The organism is Kutzneria kofuensis, from assembly GCF_014203355.1.
GTDB lineage: Bacteria > Actinomycetota > Actinomycetes > Mycobacteriales > Pseudonocardiaceae > Kutzneria > Kutzneria kofuensis.
In genome coordinates, this window is the sequence record NZ_JACHIR010000001.1 from 1,203,955 (window position 1) to 1,228,843 (window position 24,889).

General features: G+C 70.1%; 17 protein-coding genes and 3 tRNA genes. 14 read left to right on the plus strand and 6 right to left on the minus strand.

Going from position 1 to position 24,889, the window contains the following annotated elements:
- Positions 1–5 precede the first annotated feature (5 nt).
- Positions 6–311, minus strand: a complete 306-nt coding sequence (locus BJ998_RS05400) for a hypothetical protein (RefSeq protein WP_184859033.1) — start codon at positions 309–311, stop codon at positions 6–8.
- 296 nt (positions 312–607) lie between these two features.
- Between BJ998_RS05400 and BJ998_RS05405 the strand changes: the two genes are divergently transcribed.
- The 7 genes from BJ998_RS05405 to BJ998_RS05440 are packed head-to-tail and all read left to right on the plus strand — an operon-like array spanning position 608 to position 11,603.
- Positions 608–1,621, plus strand: coding sequence for an AurF N-oxygenase family protein (locus tag BJ998_RS05405; RefSeq protein WP_184859035.1), 1,014 nt, complete (start codon positions 608–610; stop codon positions 1,619–1,621).
- 5 nt (positions 1,622–1,626) lie between these two features.
- Entirely contained in the window at positions 1,627–2,778 is a 1,152-nt protein-coding gene (locus BJ998_RS05410) for a hypothetical protein (protein WP_184859036.1), read from the plus strand.
- Positions 2,765–5,497: an AMP-binding protein gene (locus tag BJ998_RS05415; protein ID WP_184859038.1), complete on the plus strand. Its 2,733-nt coding sequence runs from the start codon at positions 2,765–2,767 to the stop codon at positions 5,495–5,497. The genes BJ998_RS05410 and BJ998_RS05415 overlap by 14 nt, the downstream gene beginning before the upstream one ends.
- Positions 5,498–5,534: 37 nt before the next feature.
- Entirely contained in the window at positions 5,535–7,124 is a 1,590-nt protein-coding gene (locus tag BJ998_RS05420; protein WP_184859040.1) for an MBL fold metallo-hydrolase, read from the plus strand.
- A 38-nt stretch (positions 7,125–7,162) separates the two neighbouring features.
- Positions 7,163–9,217 (plus strand): aminodeoxychorismate synthase component I, encoded by a 2,055-nt coding sequence (pabB, locus tag BJ998_RS05425; protein WP_184859042.1) that lies wholly within the window; start codon positions 7,163–7,165, stop codon positions 9,215–9,217.
- A complete protein-coding gene (locus BJ998_RS05430; protein ID WP_221337886.1) occupies positions 9,214–10,383 on the plus strand; it encodes a chorismate mutase family protein in 1,170 nt (389 codons plus the stop codon). The genes pabB and BJ998_RS05430 overlap by 4 nt, the downstream gene beginning before the upstream one ends.
- A complete protein-coding gene (locus BJ998_RS05440; RefSeq protein ID WP_184859044.1) occupies positions 10,380–11,603 on the plus strand; it encodes a 3-deoxy-7-phosphoheptulonate synthase in 1,224 nt (407 codons plus the stop codon). The genes BJ998_RS05430 and BJ998_RS05440 overlap by 4 nt, the downstream gene beginning before the upstream one ends.
- Positions 11,604–11,665: 62 nt before the next feature.
- On the opposite strand, the gene BJ998_RS05445 is transcribed toward BJ998_RS05440, so the two are convergent.
- Positions 11,666–12,859, minus strand: coding sequence for a Cmx/CmrA family chloramphenicol efflux MFS transporter (locus BJ998_RS05445; RefSeq protein WP_184859046.1), 1,194 nt, complete (start codon positions 12,857–12,859; stop codon positions 11,666–11,668).
- A 334-nt stretch (positions 12,860–13,193) separates the two neighbouring features.
- On the opposite strand from BJ998_RS05445, the gene BJ998_RS05450 reads away from it, so the two are divergent.
- The 6 genes from BJ998_RS05450 to BJ998_RS05475 all read left to right on the plus strand — a co-directional run bounded on the left by BJ998_RS05450 (position 13,194) and on the right by BJ998_RS05475 (position 22,724).
- The gene (locus tag BJ998_RS05450; RefSeq protein WP_312889943.1) at positions 13,194–14,447 is read left to right on the plus strand and encodes a cation:proton antiporter; all 1,254 of its coding nucleotides are present in this window, start codon (positions 13,194–13,196) and stop codon (positions 14,445–14,447) included.
- Positions 14,448–15,484: 1,037 nt separating this feature from the next.
- The gene (locus BJ998_RS05455; protein ID WP_184859048.1) at positions 15,485–16,732 is read left to right on the plus strand and encodes an IS110 family RNA-guided transposase; all 1,248 of its coding nucleotides are present in this window, start codon (positions 15,485–15,487) and stop codon (positions 16,730–16,732) included.
- Positions 16,733–16,865: 133 nt separating this feature from the next.
- Positions 16,866–17,087, plus strand: coding sequence for a hypothetical protein (locus tag BJ998_RS05460; protein ID WP_184859050.1), 222 nt, complete (start codon positions 16,866–16,868; stop codon positions 17,085–17,087).
- 545 nt (positions 17,088–17,632) lie between these two features.
- Positions 17,633–19,972, plus strand: a complete 2,340-nt coding sequence (locus BJ998_RS05465; RefSeq protein ID WP_184859052.1) for an ATP-binding protein — start codon at positions 17,633–17,635, stop codon at positions 19,970–19,972.
- Between the two features lie 8 nt (positions 19,973–19,980).
- Positions 19,981–22,134 (plus strand): ATP-binding protein, encoded by a 2,154-nt coding sequence (locus BJ998_RS05470; protein ID WP_184859054.1) that lies wholly within the window; start codon positions 19,981–19,983, stop codon positions 22,132–22,134.
- 323 nt (positions 22,135–22,457) lie between these two features.
- Entirely contained in the window at positions 22,458–22,724 is a 267-nt protein-coding gene (locus tag BJ998_RS05475) for a hypothetical protein (RefSeq protein WP_184859056.1), read from the plus strand.
- Between the two features lie 148 nt (positions 22,725–22,872).
- On the opposite strand, the gene BJ998_RS05480 is transcribed toward BJ998_RS05475, so the two are convergent.
- Positions 22,873–23,457 (minus strand): lamin tail domain-containing protein, encoded by a 585-nt coding sequence (locus tag BJ998_RS05480; RefSeq protein ID WP_184859058.1) that lies wholly within the window; start codon positions 23,455–23,457, stop codon positions 22,873–22,875.
- 514 nt (positions 23,458–23,971) lie between these two features.
- On the opposite strand from BJ998_RS05480, the gene BJ998_RS05485 reads away from it, so the two are divergent.
- Complete coding sequence (locus BJ998_RS05485; RefSeq protein ID WP_184859060.1) at positions 23,972–24,409, plus strand: hypothetical protein; 438 nt, start codon at positions 23,972–23,974, stop codon at positions 24,407–24,409.
- A 201-nt stretch (positions 24,410–24,610) separates the two neighbouring features.
- On the opposite strand, the gene BJ998_RS05490 is transcribed toward BJ998_RS05485, so the two are convergent.
- The 3 genes from BJ998_RS05490 to BJ998_RS05500 all read right to left on the minus strand — a co-directional run bounded on the left by BJ998_RS05490 (position 24,611) and on the right by BJ998_RS05500 (position 24,888).
- Positions 24,611–24,685 (minus strand) — tRNA-Val (locus BJ998_RS05490).
- Position 24,686: 1 nt separating this feature from the next.
- Positions 24,687–24,758: transfer RNA gene (locus BJ998_RS05495), tRNA-Cys, on the minus strand.
- A 57-nt stretch (positions 24,759–24,815) separates the two neighbouring features.
- Positions 24,816–24,888, minus strand: a tRNA-Gly gene (locus BJ998_RS05500).
- Between the last annotated feature and the right edge of the window lies 1 nt (position 24,889).

The following is a 24,889-nucleotide window of genomic DNA, read 5'->3' on the forward strand; positions in this document are numbered from 1 at the left end:
ACCCGCTACGACGCCGCGACGACGAGCCGGAGCTCCTCCTCGGCGAAGTCGATGAGCCGACGGACGCTGCTGAACGGGCTGATGCGCCGGGACACCGCCTTCTCCGAGGCCAGCGCCACCTCGACGTCGAACTCGTCCTCCAGCTTCTCCTCGACCAGGGCGAGGAAGCCGACCAGGTGCATCGACTCGAAGACGCCGGCGTCGCCGTAGAGGCTCAGGTCGAGGACGTTGTCGGTGGGGATCTTCTCCTCCCGCGCCTCGTTCAGCTCGTCGATCGCGGAAACAATGATCTGCAGTATGCGGTCGTTCACGACGGTCTCCTCCCCGCTGGCAATTGCCGAATATGCCGGCGCCGACGGCGTTCCGGTCGATCCGCCGCGGTCGACCGCGGCGGCCGAGATCGGACACTAACAGCGAATATCGACGACCGGAAGCCGTCCCACAACCGCTTCCACGCCGTGAACACGGCCCTGTGCAACTGCACCAACGACGCAGTTGAACAACGTTGAACGATGATCGAACACCCCTTGTGACCGAGAACGAAAAACGCCAGACTTCGACCCGAAATCAAATCAAACCGATATTCCGATCAGAGGAGTTGTGGGCCATGGCCAGCCAGGCCGAGCAGGGTTCCGACGGAAGCGGACTCACGAGTTTCGCCGGCCTTCCCGAGTTCGACCCGACCGATGCCGCAGAAAGCGCGGTGATCCTGCGGCTGGTCGGCAACTGGCACCGCCGCGCGGCCGTGAAGCGCGCGGAACCGGACGTGCACGCGCTGTTCGAGCCGGCGCGGCCCGATTTCCGGGTGGACATGGTGCCGTTCAGCGGGCATCCGCTGTGGGAGTCGCTGCCCGACGACGAGCGGTCGCGGCTCACCAGCTGGGGTTGGATCGCCTACAACCGCAACACCGTCCTGATCGAGCAGGGCATCGCCAATCCGGCGTTCCAACTGGTGTTGGCCGGCGAATATCCCGGCGTCGGTGGCCAGCAACTGGAACTGGCGATCGCGCAGGCCATGGTCGACGAGCAGTACCACACGCTGATGCACATGAACGGCAGCGCGACGACGCGGCGGATGCGCAAGGGGGAATTCTCCGACCGGGTGCTGCCCGACTCGCTGATCACCACGATCCACGACCAGCACCTGGCCCTGTGCACCGAACGATGGGAACGCAGTCTCACCACACTTGCGTTCGCCACGGTCGCCGAGATATCCATCAACGCCTATCTCGAACTGCTGGCCAACGATACCGATATCCAGGTCGTCAACTCCACGACGGTGCGGCTGCACAACCGCGACGAGTACTGCCACGCGTCCATTTCCGGCGAGATACTCAAGAACGTCTACGAGGTGCTGAACCCGGGCGAACGACGTTTCCTGCTGGACAAGGTGGTTGCGGGACTCGAGGCGTTCGTCGCCCCGGACTTCACCACCTGGGAGACCATCGCCGAGTTCGAGAACGTGCGCGGCCGGGAGAAGGCCGCCGCCGAGATCCGCGAGTCGCAGGGCGGCACGCACCTGGTGCAGGACCACTCCGGCGTGCACTCGCTGCTGGCCGAGATGGACGTGCTCGACCAGGTCGAGTTCGCCTGGGGCACGACCACGGGCCCCAAGGGGTGACGACCATGACCGCACCCGCCCTACGCCCGCAGGCCCTGGCCGTCCGCGACATATACAGCTTCCTGCGTGACCTCGGCCTCGACTGCGACGTCAACCCGTGCGCCGCCGCGCTGGGTGTGCTCGCTGCCGAACGCGCGGCGAACCTCTCCGTCGTCGAAGGGTTCCTCCGTGAACTGGGCGTCACCGCAGCGCTGGCCGACCTTCTCGACATTCCCGAGCCGTCCGTGCGGATCACCTGCGCGGTGCACGACACCGTCCTGTCCGGCGGGCCCGACGACCTGGCCGAGGTGGCAACCGCCTATCACAACGCCCACCCGCTGCGGCTGGACGAAGCCGTGCATGTCGCATTCTGGCCGCACGTCGACGGTGGCCACCTCGTCTTCACGAAGTTCAACCACATGGTCGTCGACCTCTCCGACGTCGTGGCCCTGCTGCCGCAGCTACGGGCGTACCTGCGCGGGGAACCGGTCAAGCGGCCGGGCCACCGCTACCGCGGCCATGCCGCCGCCTTGGCCCGCTACGCCGACCTGCCTGCCGCGGATCTCGACGAGGTGCAGCGCGAGCTGGGCGACCTGCCCACGCCCGGCACGCCCGGTGTGCCAACGATCTCACGGTGCTCCGAGCGCTGGCTCGAGATGCGCTCCGGGATCTCCTTCGACGACCTGCTGGCTGCGGTCACCGCCACCGCGCTGCGGGTGCTCGGCGGCGGGCTCGTGTTGCAATATCCGTTCTCCCGCTGGGACTTCGCGCGGATCGGCGGCTACTTCGTCGAGATCCGCCCGCTCGTGGTACGCGGCGACCGCGCCGGCGAGTACACGGCCGAGCACTTCGCCCGGACCCGGCAACGGCTGGAGGGCCTCGGCCGCTACACGATGTCCGACCTGACCACGTTCGCCACCGCGTTCAGCCGGGGCCGGATGCCTCGGCTCGTCGTCTCCGACACCACCTTCATGCGACCGGAGCCGCGGCACTGGACGTGGGTGCGGGTACGCAGCGAGCGCGCGTTCGAGGACCTGAAGTTCCTCGCCGACCGGTCGTTCCCCGGCCCGCCGCTGATGCGGCTGCAGTACAAGAGCCGTTTCCTCGGCGACGACGCCGCGCAGGACATCCTCACCGAACTCGAGCAGCGGATTGGAGTTTCCCGTGCGACTGCCTGACCTGCTCAGCGGCGCGTTCGCGCGTCACACCGACCGGGTGGCGCTGCGCTGCGCCGACCAGGAGTGGACCTACGCGGCCCTGGACCGGGTCACCGGCGCGCTCGCCGCCCGTATCGGCCGGGAGTGCCCGGCCGGCCGTCGGGTCCTTGTCGTCGGCGAGCACACGGCCGAGGCGGTCGTCTGGGCGCTGGCCGCGCTGCGCAGCCACGCCGTGTACACCCCGACCAACCCGGGCCTGCCGGCCGAGCGGCTGGCCGAGTCCGCTCGGGTGGCCGGCGCGGGCCTGGCGGTCTGCTTCGATGACGAGGGGGTGGCCAAGGCGGCAGCCGCCGGCGTGCCGGCGCTCGACACCAGGCGGATCGACCTCGACGAGGCCGGCGAGCAGGCCACCCCCGCCTGCGACTCGCCGATCGCGTACTCGATCTTCACCTCGGGCTCCACCGGACGGCCCAAGCTGGTCGACGTCGGACACGGCGGCCTGCTCAACCTGTGCCGATCGCTGCGGCGGCTGCTCGACATCCGCCCCGGCGAGGAGGTCCTGCAGTTCGCCTCGCTGTCCTTCGATGCCTCGATCACCGAGATCGTGGCCGCGCTGCACGCCGGCGCCACGGTCGCGGTGCCGGCCCGCGAGCAGCACTCATGGCTGGGCGCGGTCTCCCGGCATCTGGCCGAGCACGGCGCCGACCTGATCATGGTGCCGCCGTCGGTGTACGCCCGCCTCGGCGACCAGGCGCAACGGCGGGTCCGCAAGGTCCAGTTCGCCGGCGAGGCCCTGGGCAAGGCGGAGTTCGAGACCGCGGTGCGGCACAGCCTGGTCTTCAACGCCTACGGCCCCACCGAGGCGACGGTCTGCTTCTCGATGGCCGCGATGACCGAGTTCGGCGCCACCATCGGCACGCCGATCGACGGCTTCACGGCGCTGGTCCGTGACCCGGAGACCGGCGACCTGGCCGACTCGGGTGTGGGCGAGCTGGTCATCGTCGGCGACGGCGTGGCGCTGGGCTATGTCGGCGGCGATCCCGACGAGCAGCGGCGGTTCAGCGAGGTGGAAGGCCGGCGCGCCTATCGCACCGGCGACCGTGTCGCGCTCGACCGCGCTGGCCTGACGTACATGGGCCGCGTCGACGAGCAGATCAAGCGCCTCGGCCACCGGGTCAACCTCGCGCACGTCGAGTCGGCGCTGGCCGTGCACCTGTGCGTGCCGGTGGCGATGGTGCAGCTCGGCGACGAGCTGGTACTGGCCACCACGACCGCGCGCGGCGGGGTCGACGCGGTGATGGCGCGGCTGCGGCAGCTGCTGCCGGCCTGGGAGGTGCCCGACCGCGTCGCGGTCGTGCCGGACTTTCCCTTGGCCACCAGCGGAAAGCTGGACAAAGGGGCGCTGGGGGACCTGTTGTCGGCCGACACCGAGGCCCCGGCGGCAGCCGCGGGCGGTACGGAGCTGCGCCGGGTGCTCGACGTCGTCACGGAGGTGCTCGGCGCCGAGGTCGCCCCGGAGGGGTCGATCTTCGATGCCGGCGCCAGCTCGCTGGCGATGATGCGCATCCAGGTCAAGCTGACCGAGGTCTACGGCCAGCAGGCGGTCGAGGCCGCGTTCGACGCCATGGACTACGACTTCGTCCCCACCGATTTCCTCAAGCACGTGCGCGGCGAGGAGGTCACGCGCGAGGCGTCGGCCACCGAGCTGGCCTACCGGCAGGCCACCGCCGAACTCGCCGAGCTGCGCGCCGAACTGCCGCTGCTGCGCCGTGCCGCCCCGGCCGGCCCGGGCCTGGTGCTGGTGACCGGCGCGTCCGGCTTCATCGGCGGCCACGTGCTGGAACGGCTGCTGGCCGAGGGCCGCCGAGCGCTGGTGGTGAGCACCGGGACCGCCCAGCGACTGCGGACCGCGCACGCCGCCCGTTTCGGCCGCCCCTCCGCCGAACTCGACGAGGTCGAGGTCATCGACTATCCGGAGCTCGCGCGCCGGGTCGAGCAGGGTTCCGGCCCGGCCGTCGACGCCGTCGTGCACTGTGGCTATGAGGTCAACCACCTGCTGCCGCTGGACCGGCACATGAACGCCAACGCCCGCACCACGGCGCTGGTGGCACGCGCCGCCGCCGCGTTCGGCGCCCGCTCGTTCGCGTTCCTGTCCGCGGCCTCGGCCGGCGAGCGCTTCACCGACCTGTCGGCCGAGGCGCTGGCGGCGGTCGGCGACCCGTACTCACGGTCGAAGCTCGTCTGCGAGGCGTACGTTGAGACGCTGGCCACCATCGGCTGCCAGGTCGCGAGCTACCGGGCCGGCCTGGTCTACGGCCACGGCCCCGCCGACACCGCTTTCCTGCGCCAGGACTGGTTCTCCGCGCTGCTGAACCTGTCCGCCCGGCTGCGGGCCATGCCCCGCCTGGACGGCCTGGTGCCGATCTGCGACGTGCAGCTGGTGGTCGACGCGCTGCTCGCCGGTCTGCACCGGGCGCCGGCCCGCTCGCAGGTCGTCGTGCACCGCACCTACGGGCTCGACGACCTGCTGGCGACCGCGGGCCTCACCGCCGACGACGTCGTCGACATCACCGAGTGGTTCGACTTGGCCCGCGACAGCGGCGCCGACCCCCGGGTGCTCGCTGCGACCCAGGCCGCGCTGGGCGGCCGCGGCTGGCGGGAGGCGCGCCGCGAGACCGACCGCGAGCTGCTCGCCGACCTGCTGGCCCTGCTCGGCGCCGCAACCGCGGTCGGCGTCTGACCACTCCCCCGTCCACACCCGAGCGAGAAGGAATGCCATGCCCTACTCGTTGCGCCCGGACGTCGCGGTCGAGCCGGTGATCGCGGGCTGGTACGGCTGGTCGTACCTGCTGCCCCCGCAGACGCTGGCCCGCTTCGTCCACAACCGATTCACCCCGATCATGGAGTCCTATTTGGACTCTCCGGAGGTGCACGCGGCGGCCGTCCGGCAGCCGCGCATGCACGGGGGCCCGTGGGTGCACGCCCACGAGCACTACGACGTCATCAAGGACTGGCACGAGCGCAGCGCACCACAGCGGGAGCTGCTGAACGAGCTGTTCGAGGCGATCCGCCGGTTGGAGGAGGAGATCCTCCCCCGCTACACCGGTGAGTGCCTCGACCCCGTGTACCAGGAGCTTCCCCCGGCCCTGTCGGGTCGCGTCGAGGTGTTCTACGGCCGTGACAACCACACGCCCGACTACCGGTTCATCGAGCCGCTGATGTACGCCTCGGAGTTCTACGACGAGGGCATGCAGCAGGTCCGGTTCCGCCCCGTCACCAGCGACGCCAGGGAGTTCGCGCTCACCACTCCGATGCTGGAGTACGGGCCGGATCAGTTGCTGGTGGACGTCCCGCTCAACTCGCCACTGCTGGACATGGTGTTCCGTGGCGGCCTGGACGAGGCGGAGCTGGCCCGGCTCACCACGGAGCTCGGCCTGGACGGCGAGCGGGCCGAGCGGTTCGCCGGGTACTTCGAACTCGTCGCCGGCGGGCCGGCCCGTGACGAGTCGGCGGAGCCCGACGTGCTCGACTACGCCGGCCACGCCTGCGTTTTCGTCCGCCATGAGGGGACCACGTTCCTGGTCGACCCGGTGCTCAGCTACGACGGCTACGACGACGCGACCGAGGGCCGGTTCACCTTCGCCGACCTGCCCGACCGCATCGACCACGTGCTGATCACCCACAACCACCAGGACCACATGCTGTTCGAGACGCTGCTGCGGATCCGTCACCGCGTCGGCACCGTGCTCGTCCCCCGCTCGAGCAACGCCAGCCTGGTCGACCCCGGTCTGGCCGGCATCCTGCGCCGCCTCGGCTTCACCGACGTCGTCGAGGTCGACGACCTCGAAGAGCGCCGCTGCGGGACCGCGACGGCAGTGGCGGTCCCGTTCCTCGGCGAGCACGGCGATCTGCGCATCCGCAGCAAGACCGGCTGGCTGCTGCGGCTCGGGAACCGCCAGGTCCTGTTCGCCGCCGACTCCACCAACATCTCGCCGTCGACCTACGCCAAGGTCGTCGCCGTCACCGGCCGCGTCGACACGGTGTTCATCGGCATGGAGAGCATGGGCGCGGCGGCGAGCTGGATCTACGGCCCGCTGTACCCACGGCCGCTGTCCCGCCGCGAGGACCAGAGCCGCCGGCTCAACGGCTCGGACTTCGAGCAGGCCAAGGCCATCGTTGACGCGCTCGACCCGGACGAGGTCTACGTGTACGCGATGGGTCTCGAGCCGTGGCTGGGAACCGTGATGGCGATCGACTACGACGAGAGCCACCCGGCCATCGTCGACAGCGACCTGCTCGTCAAGTACGCGCTGACCCGGGGCAACACCGCGGAGCGCCTCTACCTGCGCAAGACGCTGACCCGCTAGCGCGTCCGCCCGCATTCACCACAGACAAGGGGCCGCAAGTGCGCACCCTCCTGATCGACAACTACGACTCCTTCACCTACAACCTCTTCCAGTACGTCGGCGAGATCACCGGCCTCGCGCCGACGGTCGTGCGCAACGACGCGGACTGGTCCCGGATCCGGCTCGACGACTTCGACGCCATCATCGTCTCGCCGGGACCGGGCCGCCCGGACCGCGAGCGCGACTTCGGCATCAGCGCCCGCGCGGTGCTCGACAGCGACCTGCCCGTGCTCGGCGTCTGCCTCGGTCACCAGGGCATCGCCCAGTTGTTCGGCGCCACGGTCGGTCTCGCCCCCGAGCCGATGCACGGCCGCGAGTCCTCGGTCCGGCACACCGGCGAGGGAATCTTCGCCGGTCTGCCATCGCCGTTCACGGCCGTGCGCTACCACTCGCTGGCCGCCACCGAACTGCCGGACGAGCTGGAGGCGGTTGCGTGGACCGAAGACGGCGTGCTCATGGGCGTGCGTCACCGGCACAAGCCCATCTGGGGCGTGCAGTTCCACCCCGAGTCCATCGGCAGCGAGTACGGCCGGGAGCTGCTGGCCAACTTCCGCGAACTGGCCCTGGCCCACTCGCACGCGCGCCGCGGCTACGAAGTGCTGGTGCGCCGGGTGGACGGGTCGCCGGACGGGGAATCCGTTCGCGCGGCGTGCTTCGCCGACGCGAATTCGGTGTTCTGGCTGGACAGCAGCGCGGTCATCGACGGGCTGTCGCGCTTCTCCTTCCTCGGCGACGACAGCGGCCCGCTGGCCGAGTACGTCACCTACCGAGTGTCCGACCAGACGGTCAGGGTCCGCGACCGGCGGGGGCGGGTCACCGAGTCGCGCCAGCCGTTCTTCGACTACCTGCAGGAGCAGCTCAGCCGACGGCAGGTCCCCGTTCCGGCCGGCCTGCCGTTCGACTTCAATCTCGGCTACGTCGGCTACCTCGGCTACGAGCTCAAGGCCGAGACCATCGGTGAGCCGGCGCATGAGTCCGCACATCCCGACGCGGCCATGCTTTTCGCCGACCGGGCGGTCGTGCTCGATCACGCCGAGGGCTGCTGCTACCTGCTCTCGCTGGCCGAGGGCGGCGCGACCGCCGCCGCCACCGCCTGGCTGGACGAGACCGAGGCCCGGCTGCGCGCGCTCACCCCACCCCGGGCCGGCGCGGGCGCCGCGGTGCTGGGCGTGCGCGACCTGAGTGGATTCGGCGCGGGCGTGACACCCCGTCACGACCGGGACGCCTACCTCAGCCGCATCGACGCCTGCCTCGACGAGATCCGCGACGGCGAGTCCTACGAGATCTGCCTGACCAACATGGTCACGATGCCGGTGGACGCCCGGCCGGGGCCGCTGTACTCGGCGCTGCGCGCGATCAGCCCGGTGCCCTACGGCGCGCTGCTGGACTTCCCCGGCATCGCGGTGCTCAGTGCCTCCCCGGAGCGGTTCCTGACCATCGGCGCGGACGGCGGGGTCGAGTCCAAGCCGATCAAGGGCACCCGCCCGCGCGGCGGCTCGCCGGCCGAGGACGCCGCGCTGCGCGCCGACCTGCTCAGCCGGGAGAAGGATCGGGCCGAGAACCTGATGATCGTCGACCTGGTCCGCAACGACCTCAACGCGGTCTGCGCGATCGGCTCGGTCCACGTCCCCCGGCTGTTCGACGTGGAGACCTATGCGCCGGTGCACCAGTTGGTGTCGACCATCCGCGGGGCGCTGCGCCCAGGCGCGACGGCGGTCGACTGCGTGCGGGCGGCCTTTCCCGGCGGGTCGATGACCGGCGCGCCGAAGAAGCGGACGATGGAGATCATCGACCGGCTGGAGGGCGGCCCGCGCGGGGTCTACTCCGGCGCGCTGGGCTGGTTCTCGCTCAGCGGCGCGGCCAATCTCAGCATCGTCATCCGCACCATGGTGGTAACCCCCGGCGCCGTGGAGTTCGGTGTGGGTGGCGCGATCGTCGCCCTGTCCGACCACGACGAGGAGTTCACCGAGACGGTGGTCAAGGCGGGCGCGCTGCTGGCCGCGCTGGACCGGGCCGGCGCAACGACGACCGTGCCGGCCGGAGAAGTCGCGTGACCGCCCTGCGCCGCGCCGTGGTGGTCGGCGGACGGGGCACGGTGGGCACGATGCTCACCGATCTGTTGCGCGGCAGCGGGATCGCCACCACAGCCATCGATCCCGTGCCTGGTGACGGCGACGCGGTCCGGGGTGACATCACCGCCCCGGACGCCGGGATCGCCGCCGCCGTCATGGCCGCGGACCTGGTGGTGCTGGCGGTGCCGGAGCCGGTGGCGCTGCGCGCGCTGGAGCCGCTGGCCCCGTTGCTGCGACCGGGCGCGGTACTGGCCGACACGCTGTCGGTGAAGTCCCGGTTCGCCGCCCGGCTCGGCGATCTGCCGGCCACCGTCGAACAGGTGGGGCTGAACCCGATGTTCGCCCCGGACCTGGGGATGGCGGGCCGGCCGGTCGCCGCGGTGGTGACCCGCGGCGGCCCCGGCGTCACGGCCGTGCTGGACATGGTGCGGTCCTGGGGCGGCCGCGTCGTGCCGTGCAACCCCGAAGAGCACGACACCACCACCGCGGCGACCCAGGCCCTCACCCACGCCGCCGTGCTGTCCTTCGGGCTCGCGCTGACGCGGCTGGGAGTCGACGCCGAGCGTCTCGCCGCTACGGCGCCGCCGCCGCACACGACGCTGCTGGCCCTGCTGGCGCGGATCACGGGCGGCAGCCCGGAGGTCTATCTGGACGTCCAGGCGGCCAACCCGCACGCGCCCGCCGCCCGGCAGGCGCTGGCCGACGGCCTGCGCGCGTTCGCGACCGCCGTCGAAGGCGGCGAGCTCACGGCCGTCTTCGACCAGGTGCGGGCCTGGTTCGGCACCGGCTTCGAGGCGTATCGGCGGCGCGGCCGCGAGTTGTCGACGACCACCCACACGGGGGAGATCCCGATGAGCGAACACCGGTTGAGCGACCTTCGGGCCGAGCTGGACCGGCTCGACCAGGTCCTGCTGGACACCATCCGACGGCGCCTCGAGTGCGGTGTGCAGATCGCCGAGCACAAGGCCGCCAACGACGTGCCGATGATGCAACCCGCCCGGGTCGCCCTCGTCACCGACCGGGCAGCCGGCTACGGCCGGGAACACGGCGTCGACCCCGCGTTCCTGGTCCGGATGTACGAGCTGATCATCGCCGAGATGTGCCGGGTCGAGGACCTGGTCATCGCACAGGCGGCGGGCGTCCGATGAGCGCCGGCGACGGTCGGGGCACGGCCGCCGTCCGCGAGTCGCCGGTGGCCGCCGTACGCGCGGCGATGGCTGCGCGCACCGCCCGGCAGCAGCCGTCCTGGCCGGACCAGGCCGCGCTCGACCGCGTGGAGTCGGAGCTGGCCGACCTGCCCGCGCTGACCACCGAGGACGAGGTCGTCGATCTCGCCCGCGGCATGGCGCTGGTCGCCGAAGGGGCCGGGCTGCTGCTGCAGGGCGGCGACTGCGCCGAGCGTTTCCACGAGGCAGTGCTCGACGTGATCCGACACAAGGTCGACCACCTGCAGGGGCTGGCCGCGATGATGCGCGCCGGCAGCGGGCTGGCCGCGGTGGCGGTGGGCCGGCTCGCCGGGCAGTACGGCAAGCCCCGCTCGTCCCCGTTCGAGCCGGATCCGGACGAGGCCGGGCGGATGATGGCCAGCTACTGCGGCGATGCCGTCAACGACCCCGCACCCGACCCGGTGTCACGTGTGCCCGACCCTCGCCGACTTCGCACCGCCTACGACTGCTCGCAGATCGTGCTGCGCGAAGTGCGGCGCTCGTGGTACGGCAAACCGTTGCAGGAGCGGGTCTACGTCGCGCACGAGATGCTGCTCGTGCCCTACGAGCGCCCGCTGGTGCGGGCCGGCGTGCGTGGGGCGTTCAGCGCCGCCACCCATTTCGGCTGGATCGGCGAGCGTACCCGTGAACTCGACGGCGCCCACCTGGCCCTCGCCACGGGCGTGCACAACCCGGTGGGCGTGAAGGTGGGCCCGACCGCGTCCCCGGACGACGTGGTGGCCCTGACCCGCGCGCTCAACCCCGACGGCATCCCCGGACGGCTCAGCCTGATCGTGCGCCACGGGGCCAAGGACGTCGAGCGGCTGCTGCCGCCCCTGGTGTCGGCGGTGGCCCGGCACGGCGCACCGGTGGTGTGGCTGTGCGATCCGATGCACGGCAACGGGATCAAGCTGCACGGCGTGAAGACACGACTGATGGACGCCATGCTCGCCGAGGTGGCCGCATTCGCGCGGGTGCTGACCGCGCACGGTCAGCGTCCGGCCGGTCTGCATCTGGAGCTGACCCCGGACCCGGTCACCGAGTGCGTGTCCAGCCGGGTGACCGAACCGTCCTTTCCGGACTACCGCTCAACCTGCGATCCGCGGCTGAATCCCGAACAGTCCGCGACGCTGATCGCGCACTTCCTCGACCGGCTGCCCTAGCCCCTGCCCTCGGCCGCCCGACGACTGGGGCCGGCGCACCGGACCCAGTCGTCGGGCGCCGGTCAGACCACGGGGGCCTGTTCCGGAGACCGCGCGTTCCCGGCGCCCGCCTTGCCCCTGCCGGCCAGCAGCGCCGCCGCACCGACCAGCAGAGCCACCGCGACCAGTGCGGCACTCACCAGCAGGGGCGAGCGGAAACCGGCGCCGACGCCGATGGCCACACCGCCCAGCGCCGGCCCCGCCGCCGCGCCCACGTTGAGCGCGGCGGTCGCGAAACCGCCGGCCAGCGTCGGGGCGCCGGTCGCCGAGTAGAAGGCCTGCGTGATGAGGGTCGAGCCCACCGCGAACGAGAGCGTGCCCTGGATGAACATGAAGATGAAGCCCACCACCGGAATGCCCGCGGTGAGGGCGAACAGCAGCCAGCCGGCGAGCAGCGCGACCGCGCCGACGCCCAGCAGCCGCATGGGGTTGCTGTCGGCGAACTTGCCGCCGATGGTCACGCCCGCGAACGAGCCGAGGCCGAACAGCAGCAGCGCCAGCGGCACCCACGCCGCCGCCAACCCCGCCACGTCGGTGACCACGGGGGCCAGGTACGTGAACGAGCAGAAGGTCGCGCCGTTGACCAGGGCGCCCAACACCAGCACGACGACCAGCCGCGGGGTCCGCAGCGCCCGCAACTCGTGCAGAGCGCTCGGCGCGTTCGGGTCGGGTGCGGCACCGGGGACCGCGCGCAGGATGGCGACGACCGGGGGGACGGAAAGGATGGCCACGGCCCAGAAAGCCGCCCGCCAGCCCCACAGCTCGCTGATGAACGCGCCGGCGGGGACGCCGACGATGCACGCGATGGTGACGCCGCTGAGCAGGATCGACGTGGCCTTGCCCTTGGCGGTCGGCTCGACCATGGACGTGGCGGCCGCCATGCCGACCGCGAGGAAACCGGCGTTGGCCAGCGCGGCGACCACCCGGGTGACGAACAGGACGGCGAAGCTCCCGGTCACCGCCCCGATCACGTGCATCAGCAGGAATGTGACCAGGAAGACCAGTAGCGCGGTGCGACGCGGCCAGCGCAGGCTCAGCATCGCCACCAGCGGCGCGCCGACGATCATGCCGACGGCAAAGGCAGAGGTCAGCGACCCCGCCGCCGGGATCGACACGGTCAGTTCCTGGGCGATGGTCGGCACCAGCCCGGACAGCATGAATTCCGACATCCCCTGGGCGAAGACCGCCAGCGCGAGGACGTATATGGCGAATGGCATGACAAAGCTCCACTACGGAGTGAAAAGTGCGTGGTCAGCACCGTCCGACCCGCGCGGCCCTGAGACCGGCGGATGCAACGGAAGCCCGGAACGAGGAAGTCTCGAGACGGTGGCGAGTGCCGCGCACTGCCCGGCGCCACAACGGCGGCCCGGGTCAGGACAACGTCGGCGTCGAGGAGGACGCGACCGCGGAGAACGCCACCGGAGAGGTCCGGTGGCTACCTACTGGCTGCCTCGGGGCTGGACATGACGAACAACATAGCAACGCCTTTTCGCCGCTGTCCATCCGGTTCACCGTGATCGTCGACTCCCGTTCCACAGAGAAAGGCCACTCGTGCTCCCGCTGAACACGCTGGGATTCCTGATCGCGCTGGCGGTGGTGCTCGCCGCCGCGCAACTGGCCGGCGCGTCGGCCGGACGGCTCGGCCAGCCGCCGGTCGTCGGCGAGATCGTCGCCGGCATCCTGCTCGGTCCGACACTGCTGTCCGGGGCCGTGCCCAGGGCGTTGTTCCCGGCCGACGTGCGACCGGGGCTGACCGCACTGGCCGATGTCGGCGTGGCGGTGTTCATGTTCGTCGTCGGCCTCGAGCTCGACCACCGGACGCTGCGAGGACGACGGGGCGCCGCAGCCGGAGTGGCAGCCATGTCGATGGCCCTGCCGTTCGGCCTCGGCTGCCTGCTCGCCTTGGCCCTGATGGCCGGACACGAGCACGGCAGCTCGCCGGCGGCTTTCGTGCTGTTCTTCGGCGCGGCCATGTCGATCACTGCTTTTCCCGTGCTGGCAAGGATCCTGACCGATCGTGGCATGCAGCGCACCGCCGTCGGCGGGCTTGCCATGACGGTCGCGGCGATCGGCGACGTGGTCGCGTGGTGCCTGCTCGCCGGGGTGTTGGCCGTCACCGGCCACCATGCCCTGTGGCAGATCACGCTCGTGCTGCCCTTCGTGGCGATCATGCTTTTCGCCGTGCGCCCGCTGCTGGGCCGGCTCGCTGCAGCACATCTCCGCGCCGGCCGCCCACTGTCGGCAGGCGCACTGGTTGGCGTGGTCGTGCTCGCCGTCGTCTCCGGCGGCATCACCGAGTGGCTCGGCCTGCACTTCATCTTCGGCGCCTTCCTCGCAGGCGCTGTCATCCCGCGCCGCGGCACCGAGGCACTGCGGGAGGAGATCATCAGGCGGATCACCCCGCTGGGCTCCGTTTTGCTGCCCGTCTACTTCACCGTGGCCGGCTTCGGCGTCGATCTGTCCACAATGGACGTGGCCGCGCTCGGCGAGTTCGCCCTCATCGTGCTAGTGGCCATCTGCGGCAAGTTCCTCGGCGCCTACACCGGCGCCCGGGCCTGTGGCCAGAGTCCCCGACACGCCAGCGTGCTCGGCGTGCTCATGAACACCCGCGGCCTGACCGAACTCATCATCCTCGGCGTCGGCCTACAGGCCGGCTTGTTGGACACCTCGTTGTACTCGCTGATGGTCGTGATGGCCGTGGTCACTACCGCGATGACCGGCCCGCTGCTGCGCCTGTGCTACCCCAGCCGGATACAGGACGCAGACCTGGCCGCGACCAGAAAGCTCACCACGACCGCCCACTGACGGTCCACAGTAGACCTGCATTCTGCCGAGAGCCTGCGGGTGCCCGATACTCGGCCATGGGCGTTGACCAGGGGTGACGGCAGGCGGATCGCGTTCGGCATGATCGGCGGTCGTGGCCTTGCGACTCGTGTACCTGATCTTCTGTCGACTCCCGTCCTGGACAGCCCTGCCCGTCCGCTCGGACCGCCAAGACGTGGAGATTCTCGTACCGCGCCATCAACTGGCCGTCTTACGCACGCTCCTACGCTGGCACGCCGATCTGCGGGGTTCCGGAAGTCGGCCTTCGTATCTGACCTGCGGCGACGGACACGTTCAACGGGCCGGGCATGATCGCCAGCCATGGCGCCGCGTCTGCTCTACCTGATCTTCTTCAGGCTTGTGGGCCTGATGGTGTTGCTCAGCCGCTCGTCGAAGTCCAAGGACATCGATGCGCCTGCCGCCCACGGGGCCGCGGCTACACCGGCTGGTCACCCCGGGCACGATCCTTCGCTGGCACCGGCGCCTGGAAGCCGCGAAGTGGACCTAATGACTCGTGAACGACCGCCGGTGACGCCTCTGAGTTACCCAGGGCGGTAGACCTGCGTCCAGGCCGGCGCACTGGTTGGTCGTTCTGGATGGTCGAGTGCGAGCAGGACGCCTTAAGTGGACCATGGCAGCAGCCTTCTTGGTGTAGACCGGCGCCTCTCGCCTCGACATCCTCCTCACTCGTTCCGTTGACGCCTGGCGATACCTCGGGCCACGAGCCCTCCAGCTAAGACCGCGCCGACAACGGAACCGGAGGTGGTGGTGGCCAGCACGGTCGCCACCGCCTCGTTGATCAAGATGGTCGTCGTGATTCGAGCCCGTCCGCACGGAGGACACCTCGTTGGCCGGGAGCCGCATGAGCTCTTCGTCGAGACCGGTGCCCGCGCGGATCGCTGGGATCGTGAACGGCTCAATCGGAGGTCAGGCCATAGAGCCTCGTCATTAGGGCGCCGCGCGTTCTCACCAGGGTCTCGTTGACCAGCACAAACAGCCAGTTCGAGGAGAAACACAGAGTGAAGGTGTTCTGCGGGATCGACTGGGCCGAGGACCACCACGACGTCGCCCTGATCGACGCCGACGGCGGTCTGGTGGCCAAGCGTCGCATCGGCGACTCCGCCATGGGGTTCGCCGAGCTGATGACGATGCTCGCCGACGCCGGCGACATCGCCGAGGCCCCGATCCCGGTCGCGATTGAAACCCCGCGCGGCCTGCTGGTTTCGGCCCTGCGCCAGACCGGCCGCCGCGTCTACGCCATCAACCCGATGGCCGTCGCCCGCTATCGCGAGCGCCACACCGTCGCCCGCAAGAAGTCCGACCACGTCGACGCCATGACGCTGGCCAACATCCTGCGCACCGACGCTCACGCCCACCGGCCGCTGCCCGCTGACAGCGACCTCGCCCGCGCCGTCGCAGTGCTCTCCCGTGCCACCCAAGATGCCACCTGGCGTCGCACCCGCGCCACCCAGGAACTGCGGGCAGTGCTGCGCGAGTACTACCCAGGGTTCCTGGCCGCCTTCGCCAAGGGCACCGTCACCAACCTGGCCAGCCCAGAGGCCCGCGCCGTCCTGGCTCTCGCGCCAACCCCAGCGGCCGCAGCAAAGGTGACGAAGACACAGTTGGCCGCCGCACTACGCAGGGCCGGCCGCCAGCGCGGCATCGAGGATCTGGCCCTCCAGTTATGCCAAGCCCTGCGCGCCGAGCAGCTGCGACAGCCACCTGCCGTCGAGGACGCGTTCGGCAGTCAGGCCCTCGCTCTGCTCGGCACCCTGAACGCCGAGTGCGCCGCCGTCGATCAACTCAGCCAGACCACCGCGGAACTGTTCCAACAACACCCCGACTACGCCGTGATCACCAGCTTCCCTGGCCTGGCTGACCTATCTGGAGCCCGGGTGCTCGGCGAGATCGGCGATGACCGCAGCCGGTTCGCCGACGCCCGCGCGCTCAAGGCATACGCCGGCTCCGCACCGGTCACGAGGGCATCCGGACGCAGCATCTCGATCACCCGCCGCACCGTGAAGAACGACCGGCTCAACGCCGCCGGGTTCCTCTGGGCCTTCGCTGCGATGGCGAAGACCGGGGCGCCCCAAGAGCACTACCGGCGTCGCCGAGAACGCGGTGACCGACACGCTGCCGCCTTGCGGCACCTGTTCAACCGCTTCCTCGGCCAGCTCCACCATTGCCTACAGACTGGAGAGCACTACGACTCGATCAAGGCGTTCGGGCCGATCGACGACACACCCGCCCAGGCCGCCGCAGCTTGACACTTAGCGAGATCGGAGGTCTACCCACACCGGCGCGGGCGTCCGCCCGTCGACGACGCGATCGCAGGGCTGATCGAACGGATAGCCACGGAGAACCACGGCTGGGGCTACAAGATCGCTCCGTTGTGGACTGTTGAGCGGTTTCTCGGCATCCGCAACGGAAGGCCGTTACGGGCCTGGGCCCGGTAGCGTTGTACGAGGTGTCATCAAGGTCGACGGCGACCTCGTCGGCGACTCGTTCGACGACGCCGCCGAGAACCTATCGCCGGCCACCAAGACCGAGCTGATCTGCTGGCCCGGCAACGCCTTCGCCACTCGCCCCGAGGCCGACCCGGCGATCTTCGCGCTACATTGACGGTTGGTATCGCCCCCGGCGGATTCCAGCAAGGGCTCGACGGCCTGTCTCCCGACGAGTACGAGGAGGCATGGGGTGTCCGGCAACGGACGGACTCGGCTACGATCCCAGACGAATCCCGATAACCAGGTCTCCAGCGAAGCAAAGCGGGGGAACCTCATCACCACCGCACTGGTGGCAGTGCCCTGACGCCGGACGTCGCCACCGGGGACCACTCGCACCACTGGCCACCGACATGCCGCGGCAGACATCGGTTCATCATCCGCCCCGTGCTACGGAAAGGGGTTACTGTTCCGTTGACGTTCGATGGCCATTGTCGGCACCGCGCCTCCTTCTGCCGTTCCACCACGCGGGGTTGCTGCCGCATCCTTGATCGCGGCGTTTGTCGGCTGTGCCGGTTTGCTGCCGATGTGGAGGTTGGTGCCGTGCCTCGCGGAAGGTCACAGTGAACGCATCGTGGCAGCTGGTGGCCACGGTGCACGGCTCCGGCTCGCGGCCTGGATGACACCATCGAACGTGAGGTCTGTGATGTCGGGTATTCGGGTATGAGGTCGTCGCAGCTCAATGGCAATCTTCCCGCCGACGTCACCAGTTTCGTGGGCCGTCGCAGGGAGGTCTCCGAGGCGAAGCGGCTGCTGTCGAGCACTCGGTTGTTGACATTGACCGGGGTCGGCGGGGTGGGCAAGACCCGGCTGGCATTGCGGGTGGCGGCCGGGGTGCGGCGGGCGTTCACCGACGGGGTGTGGCTGGTCGAGCTGGCCGCGTTGCAGGACCGCGCGCTGCTGGAGCAGACGGTCGCCGACGCCGTGGGGCTGCGGGACCAGTCCGCGCGGTCGCCGCGGGAGATCGTGGTCGGTCACCTGCGGGACAAGCAGGCGCTGCTGGTGCTGGACAACTGTGAACATCTGGTGGACCGGTGCGCGGGCCTGGCGGCCGACCTGCTCCCGGCGGCGCCGGGTGTGCGGATCCTGGCCACCAGCCGGCACGCGCTGTCCACGCCGGGCGAGCACATATTCTCGGTGCCGCCGCTGCCGCTGCCGGATCCCGAGCGCCCGCCGCAGCGGGGGAAACTGGTCGGCAACGAGGCGATCCACCTGTTCGTGGAGCGAGCCACGCTCGTGCGGCCCGGCTTCGACGTCACCACTGGCAATCACGCGACGCTTGCCCGGATCTGCCGCCGGTTGGACGGGCTGCCGTTGGCGATCGAGTTGGCCGCGGCACGGTTGCGGGCGCTCTCGCCGGAGCAGATCCTGGCCCGGTTGGACGACCGGTTCCGTCTCCTGCGCGGGGGCAGCCGTGTGGTGCTGCCCCGGCATCAGACGCTACGGGCGGTGGTGGACTGGAGCTACCAGCTGTGCTCACCGCCGGAGCAGGCCCTGTGGGCGCGGGTGTCGGTGTTCGCCGGCGGGTTCGATCTCGACGCGGCGGAAGCGGTGTGCGCCGGGGACGGCATCGCCCGGGACGGGGTGCTCGACCTGGTGGCCGGGCTGGTCGACGAGTCGATCCTGATCAAGGAGGACGCGGACCAGGCTCTCCCGGTCCGGTACCGGCTGCTGGAGACCATCGCCCACTACGGGCGGGACGTCCTGCGGGCGGCCGGTGGGGAGGCGGTGCTGCGTCGGCGGCACCGGGACTACTACCTGGATCTGGCCGAGCGCGGCGAGGCCGAGTGGTTCGGCCCGACCCAGCTGGAAGTGTTCGCCCGGACCCGGTGTGAGCACGCGAATCTGCGCCGCGCCCTGGAGTACTGCCTGACCATGCCTGATGAGTCCCGGGTCGGGCTGCGGATGGCCGCGGCCCTGTACTTCTACTGGCACTGCGGGCACGTGGCCGAGGGCCGGCATTGGCTGGACCGGGCACTGGCGGTGGACACCGAGTCGAGCAGTGCCCGGGCTGTCGCCCTGTGGAGCAACGCCCACCTCGCCGTCCTGCAGGGGGACATCTCCACCGGCACGGCCATGGCGCAGGAGTCCCGGGACTGGGCCCAGTTGCGGGGCGACGCGAGTGTCCTGGCGTACGCCATCTCCATGCTGGGGGTCGCCGCAGTGTTCGGCGGCGACCTACCGCGCGCGCAGGCTCTGCTGGAGGATGCCCTGGCACGCTTCGAGGCCCTCGGCGAACTGAACACCACCGTGATCATCGCCTATGTCGGGTTGATCTTGGGAGCAGCTTTCCAGGGGGATCTCGGCCGTGCGGTCACGCTGGGCGAGCACGCCCGCGCGCTCTGCGAACGGCACGGCGAGCAGAGGGGCTGGGCCCTGACGTTCTACGCTCTCACCCTCGCCGAATGGAAGCGGGGCGAGTTGGCGCTGGCGAGCACGTACGCCAAGGACAGCCTTCAGGTCATGCGCGCCTTCGACGACACCTTCTGCATGGTGCTGATGGTCGAACGGCTGGCCTGGATCGCGGGCACGGCCGGCGAGGGCGAGCGGACCGCCGTGTTGCTCGGCGTGGCGCACCAGATCTGGCCTCTGGTCGGCGGCCGGCCCCTGATGGGCTCCCCGCACTACCTGGCCGCGCGCGAGGCGTGCGAGCGACAGGCCCGCTGCGCCCTGGGCGACCGCGCGTTCCAGGCCGCGTTCGACCGTGGCACGGCACTCGACCTCGACCAGGCCATCGTCTACGCCCTCGACGAGAAACCCGGGCCCGATCCCTCGGCCGCCACCGCGGCCGGTACCGCGGGCACGTCGTTGACTCGTCGGGAGCGGCAGGTCGCCGAGTTGGTCGCGGAGGGACTGTCCAACAAGGAGATCGCGGCCCGGCTGGTGATCGCTCAGCGCACCGCCGAGGGTCACGTGGAGCGCGTCCTGGCCAAGCTCGGCTTCACCAAGCGCACCCAGCTCGCCGCCTGGATCGTCGAAGAGCGAAAGGGCCGGGGCCGGTGAGGACCGGTGTGAGATCACCACGGCCGGTGGGCAACCTGCCGGGCGAGGTGACCAGTTTCGTGGGCCGCCGCAGGGAGGTCGCCCAGGCTGTGCGGCTGCTGCGGCGGGCGCGGCTGCTCACGCTGACCGGGGTCGCCGGGGTTGGCAAGACCCGCCTGGCCCTGCGAGTGGCCGTTCGGACGCGCGAGGCGTTCCCGGACGGGGTGTGGCTGGTCGAGCTGGCCGCGCTCACCGACGAGAAACTGTTGGCCCCAACGGTGGCCGACGCCCTGGGCATCCACCATCAGCAGGGCCAGCGGTCCACCACGCAGACGCTGGCCGACTACCTGGCCGACAAACGGCTGCTGCTGGTGCTGGACAACTGCGAGCACCTCCTCGACCCGTGCGCGGTGCTGACCAGCCGGCTGCTGCGGGCGACCACGGGAGTGCGGATTCTGGCCACCAGCCGGCAAGCTCTGGGCACGGCCGGGGAGCACCTGCTGGAGGTGCCTCCGCTGCCCGTGCCGGATCTCGGACAGCCCGTGATCCCGCGCGCCCTCACACGGGGGGAGGCGGTGCGGCTGTTCGCCGAACGGGCCGCGCTGGCCCGGCCGGGGTTCGCGGTCGATGCCGGTAACCGGGCGACGGTGGTGCGGATCTGCCACCGGCTGGACGGTATCCCGCTGGCCATCGAACTGGCGGCGCTGCGGGTTCGGGCCATGCCGGTCGCCGAGATCCTGATCGGGCTGGACGACTACCTGGGGTTCCTGAGCACCGGCAGCCGGGTCGCGGTCCCGCGGGCGCAGACGCTGCGGGCCGCGATCGACTGGAGCTTCGCCCTGTGCTCCTCGCTGGAGCAGCAGCTGTGGGCCCGGGCCTCGGTGTTCGCCGGCGGGTTCGACCTGGACGCGGCCGAGGTGGTCTGCGGCGGGATGGGCATCGCCTGCGAGGACGTTTTCGATCTGGTGGCCGGGCTGGTGGACAAGTCCGTGCTGACCGTGGTCCCCGACGAGACCGACGTCCGCGCGCGGTACCGGATGCTGGAGGCCATCCGCCAGCACGGCCAGGAACGGCTGGCCTCCTCCGGCCACCTGATGGTGGTGCGCGCGCGGCACCGCGACCACTACCGCCAGTTGGTCATGGGGGCGGAGCGGGAGTGGCTGGGGCCGAACGAGCTGGTGTGGTTTGCCCGGCTGCGCCGCGAGCATCCCAACGTACGGGCCGCACTGGAGTTCTGCCTGACCGAACCCGGCCAGGCCCGGGCCGGGCTGGAGATCACCGCCGCCCTGTGGCACTACTGGATCCGCTCCGGCTCGCACACCGAGGGCCGCTACTGGCTCGACCGGGCCCTGGAACTGGACCCGCAGCCCAGCCCGCACCGAGCCATGGCCCTGAAAGCCAGTAGCTGGCTCGCCCTGCTGCAGGCCGACATGGCCACCGCGCGGTCGCAGCTGGAACAGGCCCAGGGCGTGGCGCACCAGGTGCGCGACGAGCCCACTCTCGCGTACACCACGCTGGGCTTCGGGGTGGTCGCGTTCTTCGAGAACGACGTGCACCGCGCGGTCCCGCTCCTCGAAGACGCCCTCGCTCGCCATCAGGCGCTCGACGACCCGGACGGCGTCTGGCTCGCCTTGTTCTATCTGACCTTGACCTCTGTGGCCCTCGGCAACCCGGGTCGCGCGATCGCCTTCAGCGAGGAATGCCTGGCCCTGTGCGACAGTCGGGGTGCGTCCTCGTCCAGGAACTACGCGCTGTGGGAGCTCGGCCTCGCCCGGTGGCTGTCCGGCGACCGGCAGGAGGCCAGCACACTGATCCGCGACGGGATCCCCGCCGCACTGCGCATCGGTGACCGGTGGGTTGTCGCGCACTACCTGGAGACGCTGGCCTGGATCGCGGGAACCGACGGCCAGCACACCCGCGCCGCCCGACTGCTCGGCGCGGCCCACACGACCTGGCGCTCCATGGGGGCGCCGCCATCCGGCCCGAGGTACCTTGCCTCCGTCCACAACCGCTGCGAGCAGCAGGCCCTCAGCGCTCTTGGGGACGAGCGGTTCGCAGCGGCCTTCCAGCACGGCACCCGCTTCACCCTCGACCAGGCCATCGGCTACGCCCTCGACCAGACCAGCGAACTGACGACACAGTCCGGCCCGCACCGACAGCCACCGACCCACGGGCCTGCCTGACCTTCAGGCAACGGCCGGGTTCGGTCAGGATGATGGTTTCGACGAGGTCCATCGCCAGGATCGCCTCGCCTTGGGAGCACAGGATGTCCGTCCACGTGACGGTCGTCCGGAGCGGGCTGGGGGTGCCGTCAGTCTTGACGATCTCCCACATGGTGCGGCGACCGTGATGCCGAGCAGGGCGGGTTCGCCGCGGATGCGCCGGTAGCCCCAGGACGGTCCCGGTTGCCTGCGGGGTTCCAAAAGTCAGTCAGCAGCTCTGACCAGCAACGCAGGCACCACAACAACCTGGGGAGAGCCCGACGCGCCCAGCCACCATGACGCCCTTGGCCCTGCTCGACCGCGTGCTCGACGACCAGCGCCGGACCCGAAACGCCGTCAGGCTGCTGGCCATTGCCGGCGTTGCCGCCGGCGTCATGCTGGCCGTCGTGGTCACCGTGCTCGTGTTCGTCATCGATCTCGTGCCGAGCCCGGCGTCGGCGGGTACCACGATGATCGGGGGTGGTGCATCCCGCCGCGTCGGCGTAGGACAGAGTCGGGGCGATTACACCGCCGGTGTGAAGTCCGCTCCAGGGGACGAGGCTGGCGTGTAGACGCTGCGCTGGTAGCCGCCGCCGTCAGGCAGCTCCCGCCACACCTCTGTGTAAGGCCCGAACCTACACGCGAAGTCACGCCACGTTGTTGTCGCGGTTCGCGAGCCCCTCCACCGGCCGCTGTCGGAGGGGTGATGTGATTCAAGGGTCAGGCGTCCGGACCGGGAAGCCCCGGCACCCGCGGCCCGCAGTAGAAGTCGACCGCGTTGTCGCCCGTATTGGAGCGTCGGATGAGGGCGGCGTTCGGCCCCTTGCAGATCGGTGCCGGGTCCCCGAAGGGGATAGGCGAGGTTGGGATGGTGCTCACCGAGTCGACGATCACGTTGGACGGGGACAGCAGGGCGATGCTGAACCGTTCGGGCAGCGTGAAGCCGGTGAAGTACTCGTCGACGGTCGGGCCGCTGTAGCCCAGCGGGTTGACCATCAGGTAGACCTGGCCGGGCTGCAGGATCGTGCCCGGTGGGATCGCGGCCACCTCGAAGATCTGGGACCGGCTGGGCGCGAACTCGACCTTGAAGTTGCCCAGGTCCTGCGGGACCTGGCTGAGGTTCTTGATCTGGATGTACTGGTCGGCGGCGCCGGCGGGGCCGTGGGTGGCGATCTGGTCGAACACGAAGGTGGAGGACTTCTGCACGCTCGCCATCGACCGCGCCGCCGCGGACGCGGCGGCATCGGTGATCAGCGAGAGCGCGACGATACCCGCTGCAACGAAGGCGATAACGGAACGCCTCATGATCATTTTCTCCTCGTTCGCATCGAAGAGGGGCGGCGGTGCACCTGACGGGCGGCGAACGATCAGCGGCCACCGTCCACGATTCTTGAATAGCGTGACCCGTCGCCAGTCATGCTTTATCCAAGGATTGCCGACTGGCCGGTTTTGGTAAAAGAGGCCAAATGATTGGCCCCCGCCAGGATGGACGGCCTGTCGTGACTGAAGATGGTTGAAACTGCGTCCGCAGAGATTGCCCAAATGACGTGATCTCACCGAGATTCTCGCGTTGAACACAGTGGATACGTGCGAGCTGCGCGGACAGGCTGGTCACCGACGAGCCGAACCCCGTGAAGATGGCCGGGGAGCCCCGGGTAAGACTGGATTTGCGAAGATCAATTCCGAGCCGTGATCACGTGTCGTGCCACACTCGACGTGCCCCGCGAACTGGCTCGGTACCTTTCGGCTCCTGCGGGCCGAACGCCGCCGTCGCGGCACTCGCACGAACTCCAGGGCGCCGACCTGCTTCTGGCAGGCGGTGCTGGGTCTGCGCAGGCTCCGCCAGAACGCCGATGCCACCACACTCGTCCGCGACCACGGCACCTCCCGTGCCACGGGCTATCGCTACCTCGACGAGGTGATCACGGTGCTCGCCCAGCAGGCGCCGGACCTGCACGACGCTCTCCAGCACGCCAAGGACGAGGGCGCGACCCACCTGATTCTCGAGGGCAAAGTGTTCTCCTGCGACCGCTACAGCGAGAAGACCACCAGCGCCCTATGCCGAAGGTCACACGCCGCCGATCCTGCCGTGGTTCACCTTCAACGAGGGCCGGCACACGCACGCCTCATGGCTGGTGTCTCCGAGGTGGGGCGGCGCGCACGGCTAGGACAGAAGAGGAAAGAGATCGGTCGGGTCTACGACAACGTGACGCCGGAGATGCGCCAACAGATCCTCGAGGTGCTCGAGGCGCGGTGACTGGCCTCGCTGAGAGCACTGCGGCCGCACGAGCTCGGGAAGCTCGTGTCCTGGTTTCCACACGTTCGGGCAAGTCTCGACGCGTTGCCCTGGGATGCCGCGTGATGGCCCCATCGCCATCTCATCGCCATTTGATCTTCCCGGAACGCGAAAAACGGCCGACGAAGATCGTCGGCCGTAGTTCTCACCAGCATATATAACTGGTGGGCGATACTGGGATTGAACCAGTGACCCCTACCGTGTCAAGGTAGTGCTCTCCCACTGAGCTAATCGCCCGAGGCGGAGACGGGAATCGAACCCGTGTACAGGGCTTTGCAGGCCCTTGCCTAAGCCACTCGGCCACTCCGCCGTTTTCCCGGATGGTACTCCGGGAACATCGACCCGAATGACGAGGGGCCGTTACCCGAGCGGACGACGAGACTCGAACTCGCGACCCTCACCTTGGCAAGGTGATGCGCTACCAACTGCGCTACGTCCGCA

Bases quoted from the DNA above. Each gene is read 5' to 3' on its own strand.
- BJ998_RS05405 (WP_184859035.1), top strand. From the start codon at position 608: ATGGCCAGCCAGGCCGAGCAGGGTTCCGACGGAAGCGGACTCACGAGT.
- BJ998_RS05410 (WP_184859036.1), top strand. From the start codon at position 1,627: ATGACCGCACCCGCCCTACGCCCGCAGGCCCTGGCCGTCCGCGACATA.
- BJ998_RS05420 (WP_184859040.1), top strand. From the start codon at position 5,535: ATGCCCTACTCGTTGCGCCCGGACGTCGCGGTCGAGCCGGTGATCGCG.
- BJ998_RS05440 (WP_184859044.1), top strand. From the start codon at position 10,380: ATGAGCGCCGGCGACGGTCGGGGCACGGCCGCCGTCCGCGAGTCGCCG.
- BJ998_RS05445 (WP_184859046.1), bottom strand. From the start codon at position 12,859: ATGCCATTCGCCATATACGTCCTCGCGCTGGCGGTCTTCGCCCAGGGG.
- BJ998_RS05465 (WP_184859052.1), top strand. From the start codon at position 17,633: ATGAGGTCGTCGCAGCTCAATGGCAATCTTCCCGCCGACGTCACCAGT.
- BJ998_RS05480 (WP_184859058.1), bottom strand. From the start codon at position 23,457: ATGAGGCGTTCCGTTATCGCCTTCGTTGCAGCGGGTATCGTCGCGCTC.